This is a genomic window from Thermus aquaticus (assembly GCF_001280255.1).
Taxonomy (GTDB): Bacteria; Deinococcota; Deinococci; order Deinococcales; family Thermaceae; genus Thermus; species Thermus aquaticus.
Genome location: NZ_LHCI01000106.1, coordinates 1,612,720 through 1,629,205, shown reverse-complemented (window position 1 = coordinate 1,629,205; position 16,486 = coordinate 1,612,720). Strand labels below are relative to the sequence as shown.

14 protein-coding genes, 1 pseudogene and 1 riboswitch are annotated in these 16,486 nt (G+C 67.4%); of the genes and pseudogenes, 14 read left to right on the top strand and 1 reads right to left on the bottom strand.

Annotated elements, in window-relative coordinates:
- Nucleotides 1-18 precede the first annotated feature (18 nt).
- From BVI061214_RS09635 to BVI061214_RS14065, 5 genes are all read left to right on the top strand, one after another.
- On the top strand, nt 19-1,524 hold the full coding sequence (locus BVI061214_RS09635; RefSeq protein WP_053768640.1) for an alkaline phosphatase: 1,506 nt from the start codon (nt 19-21) through the stop codon (nt 1,522-1,524).
- A 125-nt stretch (nt 1,525-1,649) separates the two neighbouring features.
- A complete protein-coding gene (locus tag BVI061214_RS09630; protein WP_053768204.1) occupies nt 1,650-2,285 on the top strand; it encodes an MIP/aquaporin family protein in 636 nt (211 codons plus the stop codon).
- A gap of 43 nt (nt 2,286-2,328) precedes the next feature.
- Nucleotides 2,329-2,391, top strand: a riboswitch (Fluoride riboswitch).
- 18 nt (nt 2,392-2,409) lie between these two features.
- A complete protein-coding gene (locus tag BVI061214_RS09625) occupies nt 2,410-2,829 on the top strand; it encodes a hypothetical protein (RefSeq protein ID WP_053768203.1) in 420 nt (139 codons plus the stop codon).
- 249 nt (nt 2,830-3,078) lie between these two features.
- The gene (gene serA / locus BVI061214_RS09620) at nt 3,079-4,644 is read left to right on the top strand and encodes a phosphoglycerate dehydrogenase (RefSeq protein WP_053768202.1); all 1,566 of its coding nucleotides are present in this window, start codon (nt 3,079-3,081) and stop codon (nt 4,642-4,644) included.
- 126 nt (nt 4,645-4,770) lie between these two features.
- Complete coding sequence (locus BVI061214_RS14065; RefSeq protein WP_282953990.1) at nt 4,771-4,905, top strand: hypothetical protein; 135 nt, start codon at nt 4,771-4,773, stop codon at nt 4,903-4,905.
- Nucleotides 4,906-4,945: 40 nt separating this feature from the next.
- Here BVI061214_RS14065 and BVI061214_RS09615 read toward each other — a convergent pair whose 3' ends face one another.
- The gene (locus tag BVI061214_RS09615; protein WP_053768201.1) at nt 4,946-5,374 is read right to left on the bottom strand and encodes a hypothetical protein; all 429 of its coding nucleotides are present in this window, start codon (nt 5,372-5,374) and stop codon (nt 4,946-4,948) included.
- 76 nt (nt 5,375-5,450) lie between these two features.
- Between BVI061214_RS09615 and BVI061214_RS09610 the strand changes: the two genes are divergently transcribed.
- From BVI061214_RS09610 to BVI061214_RS09565, 9 genes and pseudogenes are all read left to right on the top strand, one after another.
- Nucleotides 5,451-6,635: an ABC transporter substrate-binding protein gene (locus BVI061214_RS09610; protein WP_053768639.1), complete on the top strand. Its 1,185-nt coding sequence runs from the start codon at nt 5,451-5,453 to the stop codon at nt 6,633-6,635.
- Nucleotides 6,636-6,690: 55 nt separating this feature from the next.
- Nucleotides 6,691-7,565, top strand: a pseudogene (locus tag BVI061214_RS09605) (branched-chain amino acid ABC transporter permease).
- Nucleotides 7,565-8,341 carry an ABC transporter ATP-binding protein gene (locus BVI061214_RS09600; protein ID WP_053768200.1) on the top strand — a complete coding sequence of 259 codons (777 nt, stop codon included), beginning with the start codon at nt 7,565-7,567 and terminating at the stop codon, nt 8,339-8,341. Before BVI061214_RS09605 ends, BVI061214_RS09600 begins: the two are co-directional and overlap by 1 nt.
- Nucleotides 8,342-8,426: 85 nt before the next feature.
- Nucleotides 8,427-9,176, top strand: coding sequence for an ABC transporter ATP-binding protein (locus BVI061214_RS09595; protein WP_053768199.1), 750 nt, complete (start codon nt 8,427-8,429; stop codon nt 9,174-9,176).
- Between the two features lie 2 nt (nt 9,177-9,178).
- Complete coding sequence (locus BVI061214_RS09590) at nt 9,179-11,032, top strand: AMP-binding protein (protein ID WP_053768198.1); 1,854 nt, start codon at nt 9,179-9,181, stop codon at nt 11,030-11,032.
- Nucleotide 11,033: 1 nt separating this feature from the next.
- Nucleotides 11,034-12,101, top strand: coding sequence for a branched-chain amino acid ABC transporter permease (locus tag BVI061214_RS09585; protein WP_053768197.1), 1,068 nt, complete (start codon nt 11,034-11,036; stop codon nt 12,099-12,101).
- A 114-nt stretch (nt 12,102-12,215) separates the two neighbouring features.
- Complete coding sequence (locus tag BVI061214_RS09580) at nt 12,216-12,731, top strand: hypothetical protein (RefSeq protein ID WP_248841752.1); 516 nt, start codon at nt 12,216-12,218, stop codon at nt 12,729-12,731.
- A gap of 43 nt (nt 12,732-12,774) precedes the next feature.
- A protein-coding gene (locus BVI061214_RS12975) for an IS5 family transposase (protein ID WP_428843226.1) occupies nt 12,775-13,616 on the top strand; the annotation gives its coding sequence in 2 pieces (ribosomal slippage) (nt 12,775-13,111 and nt 13,111-13,616; 843 coding nt in all).
- A gap of 49 nt (nt 13,617-13,665) precedes the next feature.
- Nucleotides 13,666-16,467: a DUF11 domain-containing protein gene (locus tag BVI061214_RS09565; protein ID WP_053768195.1), complete on the top strand. Its 2,802-nt coding sequence runs from the start codon at nt 13,666-13,668 to the stop codon at nt 16,465-16,467.
- The last annotated feature ends 19 nt before the right edge of the window (nt 16,468-16,486 follow it).

Here is a 16,486-nt window from a genome sequence, read left to right as displayed (position 1 = left end):
CCCGTGGAGGTGATGGGGATGAAAAGGAGGGACCTCCTCAAGACGGCGGCGCTTCTGGGAAGCCTCAGCCTCGCCCCCAAGGGCCTGGCCCAAGGCGCCCCCCAGAACGCGCCCGCCCTAGGCCGCAGGTACCGGAACCTGATCGTCTTCGTCTACGATGGCTTCTCCTGGGAGGACTACGCCATCGCCCAGGCCTACGCCAGGAGGCGCCTGGGCCGCACCCTGCACCTGGAGCGCCTTCTCACCCGCTACCCGAGTGGCCTCATCAACACCTATAGCCTCACCAGCTACGTCACCGAGTCCAGCGCCGCGGGCAACGCCTTCTCCTGCGGGGTGAAGACGGTGAACGGGGGGCTGGCGGTCCACGCGGACGGCACTCCCTTGAAGCCCTTCTTCGCCGCCGCCAAGGAGGCGGGGAAGGCGGTGGGCCTGGTGACCACCACCACGGTCACCCACGCCACCCCGGCCAGCTTCGTCATCTCCAACAAGGACCGCAACGCGGAGAACGAGATCGCCGAGCAGTACCTGGCCTTCGGGGCCGAGGTCTACCTGGGAGGCGGGGACCGCTTCTTCAACCCCGAGAGGCGCCCCGACAAGAAGGACCTCTACGGGGCGTTCCAGAAGGCGGGGTACGGCGTGGCGCGCACCCCGGAGGAGCTTAGGGCCAGCAACGCCTCCAGGCTCCTGGGGGTTTTCTCGGACAGCCACGTGCCCTACGAGGTGGACCGGCGCTTCCAGGGGGTGAAGGTCCCGAGCCTCAAGGAGATGGTCCAAGCCGCCCTGCCCCGGCTGGCCTCCTACCGCAACGGCTTCGTCCTGCAGGTGGAGGCGGGCCGGATTGACCACTCCAACCACCTCAACGACCCCGCCGCCACCCTTTGGGACGTCCTGGCCGCGGACGAGGCCCTGGAGCTCCTCACCGCTTTCGTAGACCAGCACCCGGACACCCTCCTCATCCTGGTCTCCGACCACGCCACCGGGGTGGGAGCCCTCTACGGGGCGGGGCGGAGCTACCTAGAGGGCTCGGCGGGGATAGACCTCCTCGAGGGCCAGAAGGCCAGCTTTGAGCACATGCAGAGGGTCCTGGGGAGTAACCCCGACGCCGCCCAGGTCAAGGAGGCCTACCGGGCCATGAAGGGGGTCAGCCTCACCGACGAGGAAGCCCAGATGGTGGTGGAGGCCCTCACCAAGAAGGTCTACCGCCCCGACGGCGTCCGCTACGGCATCCAGCCCGCCAACACCATGTCCTGGGCCATGGTCCAGCGGAACGCCAGCAAGCCCGACCGGCCCAACATCGGCTGGAGCTCGGGCCAGCACACGGCAAGCCCGGTGATCGCCCTCCTCTACGGGCAGGGGCTCCGCTTCCTCCAGCTCGGCCTCATGGACAACACCCACATCTTCCGCCTCATGGGCGAGGCCCTGGGCATCCGCTACCAGAACCCGGTTATGTCCGAAGAGGAGGCCTTGGAGATTCTCAAGACTAGGCCCGTGGGGATGCGCCACCCCGCGGACGCCTGGGCCTAGCCAGCCCTCCTCCTTCCTTTCCCCCGGGGAGCCCCGGGGGTTTTCGCCTGGCCCTGACCGCCCTCTGACCGAAGGACTTTACATTGAAGAGGGCAAGGGCTTTACATTGAAGGGGGTGAACGAAGATGGCTCCTTCCCTCTGGTCCCGCGCCTTGGCCGAGTTTCTGGGCACCTTCGCTCTCCTCCAGGCCAGCCTGGGGAGCCTAGCCTGGGGGGAGGGGCCTCTGGTCCCGGCGCTGGCCAGCGGCCTGGCCATCCTGGTCATGGTGGTGGCCCTGGGGGGTGTTTCCGGGGCCCACTTCAACCCGGCGGTGAGCCTGGTCTTCTTCCTAGAGGGGGCCCTGAAGGCCAGGGAGCTTCTCGCCTACTGGCTGGCCCAGCTTTTGGGGAGCCTCAGCGCCTCGGGGATGGCCGCCTTTCTCTACCCGGGGGTCCTGGCCAAGGGGCTTCCCACCTCCTCCGACTGGGGCAGGGGACTGGCCGCCGAGGTCCTGGGGGCCTTCTTCCTGGTCCTCGTCATCCTCATGGTGGTGCGGACCAGGCACCCTCTGGCGGGGGTGGCCATCGGCCTCACGGTGACCCTCCTCGTCCTCGCCCTGGCCTCCCTTTCTGGGGGCGCCTTCAACCCCGCCCGCTGGGCGGGCCCGGCCCTCCTCCTCGGGGACCTGGGCGGGGCCTTGGTTTACCTCCCCGGCCCTTTCCTGGGGGGGCTTCTGGCCCTGGCCGTCTCGCGGGCCCTGGCCCGGGGAGAGGCCGGGTAGCGGGTAGCGGGCCCACCCCTTTTCTCATCTCGGTGGGCTAGAATGCCCTTAGGGCGATGGAGTCCGCCCTAACCGCCCGCTTCGGGCTGATGACTCCTACCGGGTTTCCGGTAGGGGTTTTTGCTTGGGAGGGACCCGTGGAGAGAACGGCAGAAAGGCCAAGCCTCCTCGGCCCGGAGGGGCCCGTGGAGGAAGGGAAAGGGGCGTCCCCGCCCACTTCCAGGACCTCCACCTGGACGAGCTGGAAGCCGCCCTCTTCGCCCCTCACGGGGGGATGGGCCTGGAGGCCATCTTCCGCAGGCCCCTTCAGGACGAAAAGGCCGTGGTCCACCGCCAGAGGGTGGCCCAGGACCTGGAGGCCGAGCCGCTGGCCCAGGCCTTCCGGACCTTTTTCCGGGGCATGGAGAACATGCGCAAGGGTCTGGAGCTGGCGGAGGGGGCCCGCCACCCCTGGCAGAAGCGCCTCTACTTCCTCCTGGCGGCGGAGGCCTACCTGGAGGCCTTGGAGGGCCTTTGGAAGAGGAGGCCGAAGACGGCCAGATAGGCGGCGATGACGGCGCTGGGGTAGGGGAGGAGGCGGTTTAGGAAGCGGACCGCCGGGTCCAGGGCCGCCGCCAGGGTGAAGGCCAGAAAGACGTAGAGAAGGGGGTAGAGATGGGCGATGGCCCAAAGGGCCAGGAGGAAGAGCCCCGGCTAAAGGAACCAGCGCCCCATGTCTGCCGGTCTACCCGGCTTTGGACGGAAGCCAAGGGCCTTGCCCAGGAGGGCTTTTTCGTGCTAGGGTCAGGGGCATATGTGGCGGGTTCTGGTTTCCGACGAGATGCGCCTGGGAGAGGTCAAGTACCCCGGGGTCCTCCTGGACTACCGCCCAGGCATCGGCCGCGAGGAGCTTCTGGAGATCATCCCCGCCTACGATGCCCTCATTACCCGAAGCCGCACCCAGGTGGACGCCGAGCTCTTAAAGCGGGGCAAGCGCCTCAAGGTGGTGGGCCGGGGCGGGGTGGGGGTGGACAACGTGGACCTGGAGGCGGCGAGCCGCCTGGGCATCCTGGTGGTCAACGTCCCCGAGGCCAACACCCGCTCGGCCGCCGAGCTGGCCTTCGGCCTCCTCCTCTCGGCCGCCCGGGGCATCGCCCTCTCCGACCGCAAGATCCGCGCCGGGGAGTGGGACCGCAAGTTCCTGGGCCTGGAGCTTAAGGGCAAGACCCTGGGCATCGTGGGCTTGGGCCGCATCGGCGGCCAGGTGGCCCGCTTCGCCAAGGGCTTTGAGATGCGGGTCCTGGCCTACGATCCTTACATCCCCAGGACCCGGGCCGAGAGCCTGGGGGTGGAGCTTCTGGAGCACCTGGAGGACCTCCTCCGCCAGAGCCACTTCCTCACCGTGCACACCCCCCTGACCGAGGAGACCCGGGGGATGATCGGCCGCCGGGAGCTCTACCTCCTTCCCCGTGGGGCGGTGGTGGTGAACGCCGCCCGGGGCGGCATCGTGGACGAGAAGGCCCTTCTGGAGGTGTTGGAGGAGGGGCACCTCTTCGCCGCCGGCCTGGACGTCTTCTCCGAGGAGCCCCCGCCCAAGGACCATCCCCTCCTGAAGCACCCCCGGGTGGTCCTCACCGCCCACCTGGGGGCCAACACCCTCGAGGCCCAGGAGCGGGTGGGGGAGGCCATCCTGGAGAGGGTGGTGCGCACCCTGGAGGGGGACCTCTCCTACGCCCTGAACACCGGCTTTGACCCCGAGGCCCTTCAGGCCCTACGGGGCTTCCTCCCCCTGGGCGAGGCCCTGGGCAGGCTCCTGGCCCAGATCACCCGGGGGCGGCCCCAGGTTTTGGAGGTGGCCTTTCTGGGCCAGTACGAGAAGGACCCCGAGCCCGTGGCCAGCGCCGTGGCCAAGGGCCTCCTCTCCCGGGTCCTGGGGCCCGAGGCCGTGAACCTGGTCTCCGCCAGGCCCCTCCTGAAGGAGCGGGGCATCCGCCTCGTCACCCAGAGGCAGGAGGAGGCGGGAGAGTACACCAGGCTCCTGGAGGTGCGCCTCACCACCGACCAGGAGACCCGCCGGGCCCGGGGGGTGGTCATCGGAGGCAAGCCCCGCTTGGTGGGCATTGACGACTACTCCCTGGAGGTGGTGCCCGAGGGGTACATGCTGGTCTGCGTCAACTACGACCGCCCGGGGGTGGTGGGCCAAGTGGGAACCCTCCTGGGCGAGGCCGGGGTCAACATCGCCGGGATGCAGTTGGGCCGGGACGTGCCCGGGGGGCGGGCCCTGTTCGTCCTCACCGTGGACCAGAAGCCCGCCCCGGAGGTCCTCGAGGCCCTGAGGGCGTTGCCCGTGCTGGAACGGGTGGACCTGGCGGAGCTCTAATACCACCCCACGCTGGCGCAAGCCAGCGTGGGGGCCCCAAAAGGGCGTACCGAAGGTAGCTACTTAGCAAGTTGGCCTCGGGACTCCACCCTTTTTTGTAGACCGCAATCTCACCGATTGGAGGAGATGGCCCTCCTTCTTGAGGGAGCGGGCCTTCCCAGGATGGCGGGCCGGGTGCTGGCCTGGCTCCTTGCCGCCGACCTCCCCCGAAGAGACGCCTCGGGAGATAGGGGAAGGGCTGTCCTGAGGGCTTTCGGTTAGCGGAGACTTCTTGCACAAGCGAGAAACATCGTGATTTGTATCACTTACGCTTGCCAAAGGCGTACACCAACTCCTCCCCCTTCCGCACCACGAGGAGCAGGGCGGGCCGGCCCAGGCCGTCCTTGAGCAGGTACTTGGTCCGGACCTCCCCGTCCACCACCTTCTCCTCCTGCGCCTCCACGAAGTAGCCCGCGGCGGCGAAGGCCGTGAGGATCTGCTGGACGAAGGCGGCGTGGAGGCGGCTTGCCAGGCCTTTGGCGGCATAGACCTCCAGGGCGTAGCCCCTGGCCTCGGGAAAGCGGGCCAGGATGGGCTCCGGGCTTCTCGCCTTGTAGCTCCCCTGGGGCAGGCGGATGGCGGGGTCCAGGCTCGAGGCCACCGCCGCCACCGCCGTCACCTCTACCAGGGTCTGGGCTAGACCCCCTCCCCAAAGGGCCAGGAAGAGCATCACCACCTTCCACTGGGCCATGCCCCCATGATACGCCCCCTTGCGCCCCGGAAGCGGGCGTGGTATCTTGCCTGCAAACCTAAGGAGGTGAATGAGCATGAAGCGCAGAGAGTTTCTAAAGAAGGTGGGTGTGGGTTCCTTGGCGGCTTTGGGCATGCCCTACCTGGCCAGGGCTCAGGCCAGGCCGGTGAAGATGGCGCTGCTTCTGCCCCTCACCGGTCCCTTCGCCTTCGCCGGCAACGCCGGGCGGGAAGGGTTTGTGGACGGCGCGGACTACGTGAACGAGGTGCTGGGGGGGATCGCCGGGCGGAAGCTGGAGCTCATCGTGGAGGACACGGGCTACGACGTAGCCAGGGGCACGGCGGCCTTTAACCGCGTCCTCGCCCGGGAGCGGCCGGACGAGCTCCTCTTCGTCTACGGGGACTCCACCGGCCTCTCCAAGGCCCTGGCCCCGGAGATCGCCCGCCTGGGCCTGCCCTACTCGGCCACCAGCTTCGCCAGCGAGCTGGCCGACCCCAAGACCTACCCCACCATCTTCGTCTTTGGCCCCACCTACAACGACATGATGGAGGCCCTTCTGCGTCAAGTGCGCCTGCAGAAGGGCAAGGCCAGGATCGCCCTGGTCTACTCCAACACCGAGTTCGGCCGCGACCCCATCCCCTACGCCAAGGAGCGGGCCAAGGCCCTGGGCATGGAGGTGGTTCACGAGGAGGTCACGCCCCCGGCCTTCACCGACGCCACCCCCGTGGTCCTGAACCTGCGCCGGGCCAACCCCGACTTCGTCATCCTCCAGGGTTACGCCCTTTCCGTGGAGCCCTTGATCCTGCGCGCCGCCCGCGAGCAGGGCCTCAAGGCCCAGTTCATGGGCACCTACTACTCCGCCGAGCTGGTCCTCATCCAGCGGGCGGGGCCCGCCGCCGATGGCTTCACCGTCACCTACCACAACCCCTACTGGTACGAGGCCCTGGTCCCCGCCGTGGACGAGATGCGCAAGTTCCGGCAGCGGAAGGGCCGGGACACCTCCTACCGGCCCACCTACTACATGGGGAGCCTGGCCGTGGTCCTGGCCGTCGCCGAGGCCATGCGCCGGGCGGCCCAGGCGGGGAAGCTCTCCCGGGCCGGGCTGGTGGAGTACCTGGAGAAGATAGGGGACTACAACGCCCTGGGCCTCACCCGGGGCTTCCAGTTCGTGGACCACCGCATCCCCTACACCAAGCTCTACCGGGCCAGCGTCAAGGACGGGCGCTTCAACGCCATCACCGACTGGATCAAGCTGGCCTAGGCCCGCTTGGGCCCCGGGCTGGCGCGGGCTGGCCCGGGGCCTTTAGGAGGCTCCTGTGTCCGACCTCTTGCCCTATCTCATCGGCGGCCTGGCCAACGGGGCTCTTTACGGCCTCCTGGCCTTGGGCTTCGTCCTGGTTTACCGGGCCACCAGCGTGGTCAACTTCGCCATCGGGGAGTTTCTCCTGGTGGGGGCCTACCTCACCTACACCTTCGCCCTCTTCCTGCCCCTTCCCCTGGCCATTCTGGCCGCCCTTCCCCTGGCCTTCCTCTTCGGCCTTCTGGTGGAGCGGGGGTTTGTCCGTCCCCTCCTGGGCAGGAACGTGGTGGCGGTCATCATGGCCACCATCGGCCTGGCGGCGGCCCTGGACGGCGGGGTACAGCTCCTCTGGGGCCCCGACCTCAAGTACCTGCCCGGGAGCCTTCCCGACCTGGGCTTCGCCATGGGGGAGGTCTTCGTGCCCTCCCGGGCGGTGTGGAACCTGCTCCTGGCCGTGCCCCTTGGGCTTCTCCTTCTTTTCCTCCTCCGGCGTAGCCGGTACGGCGTCCTGGTGCGGGCCATCTCCGAGCGGGAGGTGGCGGCGTTGGCCCTAGGCATCCCCACGGCCCGCATCCTGGCCGGGGTCTGGGGGGTTTCCGCCCTCCTCGCCACCCTGGCGGGGGCCCTGTTGGCCGTGGCCAGCGGGGTGGGGCACAACCTGGTCTTCCTGGGCCTCAAGGTCTTCCCGGTGGCCATCCTGGGGGGTCTGGACTCCGTGGGGGGGCCCTGGTGGCGGGGTTTTTGCTGGGGGCCCTCGAGGCCCTCTCCCAGCGCTACCTGGAGCCCATCCTGCCCGGCTTCACCGAGGCCCTGCCCTTCGTGGTGGTGCTCCTTGTGCTCCTGGCGCGTCCTTATGGCCTTTTCGGCGAGCGGCAGATTGAGAGGGTGTGATGCTTTCCGTGGAGAACCTCAAGGTGGTGTATCGGGGCGTGATCCTGGCCCTGGACGGGGTTTCCCTGGAGGTGCGGGAAGGGGAGGCCGTGGCCCTTTTAGGCCCCAACGGGGCGGGGAAGAGTTCCTTGGTGCGGGCCATTGCCGGCCTCCTGCCCAAGTTTGAGGGGCGGGTCCTGGACGGGCACGTCCGCCTCATGGGCCGGGAGGCCACCCACCTGGACCCGGTGCGGATCTCGGCCCTGGGCCTGACCGCCGTCCTCGAGGGCCGCCCCCTTTTCCGCTACCTGACCCCGGTGGAGAACCTGGTGGCGGCGGGGCACCGCCTCTCCCCGAGGGAGCTCAAGGAGGGCATGGAGGAGGTCTTCGCCCGCTTTCCCCGCCTCTACGAGCGCCGCCACGAGCAGGCGGGCTACCTCTCTGGGGGGGAGCAGCAGATGCTCCTTCTGGGCATGGCCCTCCTCACCCGGCCCAAGCTCCTGGTGGTGGACGAGCCCTCCTTGGGCCTGGCCCCCAGGCTGGTGGCGGAGGTCATGGCCACGCTGGACGCCCTGAGGCGGGAGAAGGGCCTAAGCCTCCTCTTGGTGGAGCAGAACGCCCGGGCCGCTCTCTCCATCGTGGACCGGGTCTATGTGCTGGAGCGGGGGCGGGTGGTCTTTGAGGGGGAGGCCAAGGCGGCGGCGGAGGACCAGGACGTGATGGAGTTCTACCTGGGTAAGGAGGAGGTGGGCTTCCGCCAGGCCCGGCGCTACCGGCGAAGGAAGCGGTGGGTGTGATGCCACCCCACGCTGGGGGCCCTAGCAAAAGGTTCCTGGGGAAGTTACCAGGCACGTTGGGGCGAAGGAAACAGGAAACAAGGGTATGAAGATGATTCTGGAAGTCAAGAACCTCCACCTCGCCTTCAAGGGCGTCAAGGCCCTGGCCGGAGTGGAGTTTTCCGTGAGCCCAGGGGAGTTCTTCGCCGTCATCGGCCCCAACGGGGCGGGGAAGACCACGCTTTTAAACGTCCTCTCCGGGGTCTACGAGCCCGAGCGGGGCGAGGTCGTCTTCCTAGGCCAAAGCCTAAGGGGGAAGTCCCCCCAGGAGCGCGCCCGGATGGGGCTTGGGCGCACCTTCCAGGGGCTGGAGATCTTCCGTGGCATGAGCGTCTTGGACAACGTGAAGCTGGGGGCGGAGCTGGCCCTGGAAACCTACCCTATGGCCCTCCCAAAGGCGGAAAGGGAGTGGCGCCTTCGCGCCTGGGCCGAGGAGGTCCTGGACTACCTCCACCTCTCCCCCTACCGCCACGCCCCCGCCGGCCTCCTCCCCTACGGCCTGCAGAAGCGGGTGGAGGTGGCCCGGGCCCTGGCGGGAAAGCCAAAACTCCTCCTCCTGGACGAGCCCATGGCGGGGCTTTCCCTGGAGGAGAAGCAGGACCTGGCCCGCTTCCTCCTGGACGCCCGGGAGGAGTGGGGGGTGACCCTCCTCTGGGTGGAGCACGACCTGAGGGCGGTCCTGGAGCTTTCCGACCGGGTTCTGGTCCTCTCCTACGGCGAGGTCCTCTACTACGGGCCCCCTTCCGGGGTGCGCCAGGACCCCCGGGTGGTGGAGGCCTACCTGGGCCAGGGGTGAGTATGCGGGGAACGCTTTTAGAGCACCTGGTGAACCACGCCAAAGAGCGGCCCAAAGCCGCCGCCTTGCGGGTAAAGAGGCTTGGCATCTGGCAAAAGACCTCCTGGGAAGACCTCCTGGACCGGGTCCTGAGCCTGGCGGGGGGCTTGGCCGCCATGGGCCTAAAGGAAGGGGAGGTCCTGGCCATCCTGGGCCACAACGCTCCGGAGTGGGTGGAGGCCGAGCTCGCCGCCCAGGCCCTGGGGGCCCTGCCCATGGGCATCTACGCCGATGCCATGCCCGAGGAGGTGGGCTACTTCCTGGAGTTCACCGGGGCCAGGGGCATCGTGGTCTCGGACGAGGAGCAGCTGGACAAGGTCTACCCCCACCTGCACCTGGTGGACTTCGTCCTGGTGTGGGAGGAGGCGGGGATGAGCCGCCACTTCGGGGGGAAGGTCCGCCGCTTCAGCGAGGCTCTGGGGGATAGGCGGGTAGGGGAGGAGGCCATGGGAAAGCGGCGCCCCGAGGAGACCGCCCTCCTCGCCCCCACCTCGGGGACTACGGGGCGGAGCAAGCTGGCCATGCTCTCCCACGCCAACCTCCTGGCCGGGCACAGGGCTTTAGCCCAGGCCCTGGGGTTCCAGAAGGGGGCCTGGGTATTCAGCTACCTGCCCCTCCCCTGGATCGGGGAGCAGATGCTCACCGTGGTCCAGAGCCTGGTGGAGGGCTCCACCGTCCACTTCCCCGAGGACCCCACCACCCTGAGGGAGGACCTCAAGGAGGTGCAACCCGACTTCTTCCTGGCCCCGCCCAGGCTCTGGGAGGACATGGCGAGCCTCATCCAAAGCCGGATGGCCGATGCGGACTTCCTCAAGGCCTTCTTCTACCGGGTGGGCATGGGGGCCCTCCTGGAAGGGGCTAACCGGGAGTTCCGCGGCGAGAAGGTGGGCCTTTGGCTGGACCTCAAGCGGGCCCTCTTCTACCCCCTGATCGCCAGGCCCCTCAGGGCGAGGCTGGGCCTCGCCGCTTGCCGCATCGCCGTGACCGGGGGGGCCCCTTTAGGCCCCGAGGTCTTCACCTTCTTCCGCGCCCTGGGGCTGGACATCCGCCAGGTCTACGGCCAGTCGGAGACCGCCGCCGCCACCACCGCCCACACCACCGGGGACGCCCCTCCCGAGACCGTGGGCCCGCCCCTCCCCGGCACCGAGGTGCGCCTCAGCGAGGAGGGGGAGATCCAGGTCCGGGGCCCCCAGGTCTTCCAGGGCTACTTCCGGCAGGAGGCGGCCACCCGGGAGAGCTTCACCCAGGACGGCTTCTTCCGCACCGGGGACGCGGGCTTCTTTGACGAACGGGGGCACCTGGTCATCCTGGGCCGGGTGAAGGAGGTAGGGGCCCTTTTGGACGGCACCCGCTTCGCCCCGCAGTTCCTGGAAAACCGGCTCAAGTACTCCCCCTACATCCGCGAGGCCGTGGTTCTGGGCCACGGCAGGCCCTTCGTCACCGCCCTCGTGGAGCTGGACCCAGAGAACGTGCAGAACTGGGCCCGCAAGCGGGGCATCCCCTTCACCACCTACCTCTCCCTCACGGAGCGCCCCGAGGTCCGGGCCCTCATCGCCGAGGAGATTCGCATGGTGAACCAGACCCTGCCCGAAAAGCTCAGGATCCGCCGCTTCGCCATCCTGCCCAAGGAACTCCACCCCGACGACGAGGAGGTTACCCGCACCCGCAAGGTCCGCCGCCAGGTGGTGGAGGCCCGCTACGCCGCCGCCATCCAGGCCCTCTACGGCGAAGGGGGGCGGGTGGAGGTTACCCTTCCCATACGCTACCTGGAGGGGGAGGGAAGGCTGGAGGCGGTCCTCGAGGTCCAGGAGGTCTAAGGTGTACGCCCTCTCCAAGCGCCTCACCGACGCCTTCAGCCGCCGCTACGCCCGGACGGTCCGGGAGACCTACCGGGAGGACGAGGCCTACGCCAGCACTCCCCTGGGGCGGCTTGGCCTCTTTGCCCTCCTCCTTCTCCTCCTCTTCCTGCCCTTTCTCCTGGGCCCCTACCCCATGTACGTGGCCACCCTGGTGGCCATCGGGGCCCTTTCCGCCCTGGGGCTTCACCTTCTGGTGGGCGGGGCGGGCCAGATCTCCTTGGGGCACGCCGCCTTCATGGGGGTGGGGGCCTACGCCGCCAGCCACCTGGCGGGGCCCCTGGCCCCCCTGGGCATCCTCCTCGGCGGGGGGATAGCCGCCCTCCTGGGCCTCCTCCTCGGCCTTCCGGCGCTCCGCATCAAGGGGGTGTACCTGGCCATCGCCACCTTGGCCTTCCAGTTCTTGGCGGACTATGTGTTCAAGAACTGGGAAGCGGTCACCGGGGGGATTCGGGGTCGTACCCTGCCCCCGGCGGAACTCTTCGGCATCCCCTTGGACTCCCCGGAAAGGCTCTGGTACCTGGTCCTCCTCTTCCTTCTACCCCTTTTCTTTTACGGCAAGCGCCTACTCATGACCCGAACCGGGCGGGCCTTCATGGCGGTGCGGGACAACGACCTCTCCGCCCGGGTGGCTGGGGTGAACCTGACGCGGGTGAAGCTCTTCGCCTTCGCCCTCTCCGCCTTCTACGCCGGGGTGGCCGGGGGGCTTCTGGCCCAGCTCTACAAGGCGGTGACCCCGGAGTACTTCCCCCTTTCCGTGAGCATCCAGTACCTAGCCATGGTCATCGTGGGCGGGGCGGGCACGGTTCTGGGGGCCATCTTGGGGGCCTTTTTTGTGCTCCTCATTCCCGAGGTCCTCAATAGCTACGTGGGCGCCCTAGGGCCCCAGTACGCCGCCGCCCTGGCGGCCTGGCGCAACGTGCTCTTTGGTCTCCTGATCCTGGCCTTCTTGATCCTCGAGCCCCTGGGTTTGGTGGGGCTTTGGGGACGGGTGCGCAACTACTTCCGCACCTGGCCCTTGCCCTACTGAGCCTTTCTGTTGCAGAAGGGGAACCAGCCGGTTCCCCTTCTTCGCGTGACTGGGGGAGGAGGGCCTGGTCAAAAGCGCTTTCACGCGGTTTTCACAGCCCTACCCCTACGATGTGTGCGGGAGGTGGGAACCTTGAGAAACCGCAAACCGCTGACCGTCTTTCTGGCCTTCCTCCTGGCCCTGGGTTTGGCTCTGGCCCAAACCCTCCTCCTGGACCTAAAGGCCCAGAAGGTGGTGGTCAAGGAGGGCAAGGAAGTCTTGGAGGAGGCCCTGGCGGTAGCCCCTGGAGACACCCTGGAGTGGCGCCTGGTGGCGGAGAACCGGGGTAAGGAGACCTTGCGCCAGGTGGCCCTGGTTATCCCCATCCCCAAGGAGACCTTCTACCTGGATGGGACGGCGGCCCCCTTGCGGCTAGGTAACGCCACCATCCGCCCGGAGTTCAGCTTTGACGGGAGCAAGACCTTCGGTCTGCCACCCCTGAAGAAGCGGGTCCGGGTGGTGGAAAACGGAAAGGAGGTGGAAAAGGAGGTGGAAGTGGACCCCAAGGAGTACACGCACGCCCGTTGGGTACTGCCGGAGCTGAGACCCGGCCAAAAGGTGGAGGTCCGCCTGCGGACCATGGTCAAATAGGTGGATGTTAGAGGCTGTCGTAAAAGGGTGGTATCCTTGAAGGGTGCCTCTTAGACGATGTTACCCCAGCGACCTAACCGACGAGGAGTGGGCCCTCCTGGAGCCCCTCATCCCCGCCCCCAAGCCCGGCGGCCGGCCCGCCAAGGTGTCCAGAAGAGAGATCATGAACGCCATCCTTTACGTCCTGAAGAACGGCATCCCCTGGCGAGCCATGCCCCATGACCTGCCCCACTGGTCCACCGTCTACCACTACTTTCGCCGGTGGCAGAAGGAGGGGGTGTGGGAGAAAGCGGTGCAAGCCCTGGTCCGCCGGGACCGGGAGCGAGAAGGGAGACCCGCTTCCCCCAGCGCCCTGGTCATGGACAGTCAGTCGGTGAAAACGACGGAAAAAGGGGGCCCCGGGGAAACGATGGGGCGAAAAAGGTCAAAGGGAGAAAGCGCCAGATCCTAACGGACACGGGGGGCCGCCTCCTGAAGGTCTTTGTCCACCCGGCCAATGAGCATGACAAGTGGGGTGGGCGGGCCTTGCTGGCGGGGATGGGCCTCTCCTTGTGGCCACGGGTGCGGAAGCTTTTCGTGGACTGGGGGTACCGGGGCCTCAAGGAGACGGCTTCTTCCCTGGGTTTGGAGCTGGAGGTGGTGGCCCGTCCCTACGCGGGGGTACGGGGGGTCTGGGTGCGGGAGGGGGCGGAGGTGCCGGAGATTCCGCGGGAGCGTGGGTTCAAGCCTTTACCTAAGAGGTGGGTGGTGGAGAGGACCTTTGCCTGGCTGGGGCGGAACCGGCGTCTTGCCAAGGACTATGAGGAGAACCCTCGGGTAAGCGAGGCCTGGGTCTATCTGGGCATGCTACGATTGTTGGTGAAGCGGCTAGCCAGGGCCGCGTAACTGCCCCTGGAGGACTTTTACGACAGCCTCTTAGGAAAGGAGGTAGCAGATGCAAGGAAACGCTAAGAGCTTCTTGAAGGCAGTCCTCCTGGGGTTCGGCCTAGCCCTTTTGGTCCTGGGCACGGCTTTGGCCATGACCCCAGCGGGGACGCAGATCCAGAACCAGGCTTCCGCCAGCTACATTGACTCGGCAGGCCAGCCCCGCACCACCACGTCCAACCTGGTGGTTACGGTGGTGCAGCAGGTCTACGACTTCACCATAACCCCAAACGGCACCGAAAGCGCTCCCGGACAGATCAGGACTGCCCTTCCCGGTGGCCAGGTGATCTTTAACTACTTGGTCACCAACACCGGTAACGGCACCGACACTATCAACCTGAACACGGTCCAGGGCACCTCTGACAACTTTGACCTCCTGAGCCCCACCATCTACCTGGATGCCAACTGCAACGGCAACCTGGACCCCGGGGAGACCACGCCCATCACCAGCGTGACCCTGGGCATGGGCCAGCAGGCCTGCGTCATCGTGAGGGCCACCATTCCCGCAGGCGCCACCAGCGGCCATTACGGGAACCTGAACCTGGTAGGCACCTCAGCGGGCAGCCCCAGCGTCACCGACAACAACAACTGGGCCCGGGCCCTGGCCACCGCCCAGGCCGCCCTCACGGCCTTCAAGAGCGCTTCGCCCACTGGCCCCGTGGCCCCTGGCGGCACCATCACCTACACCATCTCCGGTGCTAACGTCGGTGGTAGCCCCGCTTACGGCTACCCCGTCACCGTGGACGGCACGCCCAGGAACGGCATCCTGATTGAGGACATCATTCCTACTGGGCTCACCGTTACCCAGGTTTCCGGCTCCGCCGGCGCTGGTACCGTTCGCTTCATCTACTACGATGGCACGGCCTGGACCACGTTGACTTCCACCACCGGTCTGAGCATCGTGGGCGGTGGCAACAAGAAGGTGGGCATGCTCATTGAGGGCACGGGGGCCTTCTTCCCCGTGGGCGCCGGGTACACCTTCTCCTTCCAGGCCACGGTGCCCTCTTCTGCGCCCGCCGGAACGGGCTATGCCAACACCGCCACCGTGACCTTTGACGCCAACGGCAACGGGAATGCCAACGACCCCGGCGAGACCGTTACCACCAACACCACCACCAACACCGTGGCGGCCGCCTACAACGTGGCCGTGGGGCCGTTTGGCTTCCCTCAGGGGAGCGCTACCGGTACCTACACCGTGGGTGGCTACACGGTGAACCGCTCCGGTGACCAGCAGACCATCGCCTCCGTCAACAGCGGCACCACCGTCATCTTCCGCCACACCCTTAAGAACACCGGCAACACTGCCGATAGCTTCACCCTGAGCTTTAGCGGCGCACCCGCTGGCTGGGCCTGCAGCCTGGTAGCCGATGACCTCACCACGCCCATCAGCGGCCCCGTGGGCCCCGTGGCCGCGAATAGCGACTTCAACTTCGCCCTCAAGTGCCAGGTTCCCGCCACCTACACCTCTAGCACTGCCACTACCATCACCATTACGGCCACCAGCGTGGGTGACCCCTCCAAGAGCGACACCACCACGGATGTGGTAAGCGCCGTGGCCGATGGGTTCCGCTTTGACCTCTACGGTGGTCTGACGGCTCCCTACCAAGTGGGCAAGACTCCGGATGGTCTGCAGCACACCTCTGATGACACCAGCACGACCCGCCCCTCAATCCCCACTACCACCGCCAACCCAGGGACTTCGGTGACCTACCGCCTGCGTGTAGAAAACCGCAACCCCAACAACCAGGCGGACAACTACCTGCTTCTGGTGCAGCCAGTTCTGAACTTCGGGCAGGTGGATAGCGTCCTCTTCTATGCGGACGCCAACGACGACGGTATCCCCGATGGTGCGCCCATCTCCAACACGGGTCTGGTCAACTTCGGAGACACCTTCAAGTACTTGGCCGTGGTCACGCTGAAGGCCAACGCTGCCCCCGTTTCCGTAGGCTTCAACTTCGCCGCTCAGAGCACGGCGTCCACCTCGGAAGGACTGGACTGGGTCTATGCCCAGATTGACGTGAACCTGGTGGCCCAGGTCACCCTGGACCCCGACCGCTCCGGCACCGTGACCAGCCCGGGCACCATCCAGTACACCCACACCCTGACCAACAACTCCAATACGCCGCTCTACTGCTACGTGGGTGGCAACGGCGGTAGCTACGGCTGGACCTACCAGTACTCTACGGACGGGAGCAACTGGTACAGCGCTTTGGGGAACGTGTCTGTGGGCGCGAACGGGGGTACCCAGACCATCTACGTCCGGGTGCTGGTACCCGCTGGCGAGCCCATCGGTCGGACTGACGTGAACACCGTCCAGGCCCGCTGCTTCGTCACCTACCCGTCCGATCCCCTGGCCACTACCCCCGATGCGCAGGACACCGCCACCGAAACCACCACCATCGTGGGCGGTGAGCTGCGCGTGACCAAGCGCGCCAAGACCTACGTGGGCACTGGCCCGGCCGTGCGCGATGCCACCGGCGCCACCGCCTTCCCCGGCGACGTGATTGAGTACACCATCGAGGCCGAGAACATCGGCACCGGCGACCTCACCAACGTCAAGATCTCCGCCCCCATCCCCGCCTACACCACCTTCGTGAGCGTCTCCGCCACGGCCACGGGCTTCAGCGGTAGCTACACCGTCCTCTACTCCACCGACGGCACCACCTGGAGCGCCACGCCGCCTGCCAGCGTGCCCACGGGTGGTACGGTCTACGTGGGCGTGGACACGAACGGAGACGGCAACATCACGAACGCCGACACCATGCCGCCCGGCGCCAAGATCACCATCACCCTGAGGGTCCAGGTGCAGTAGGCCCTAGTTCCCGCCCCGG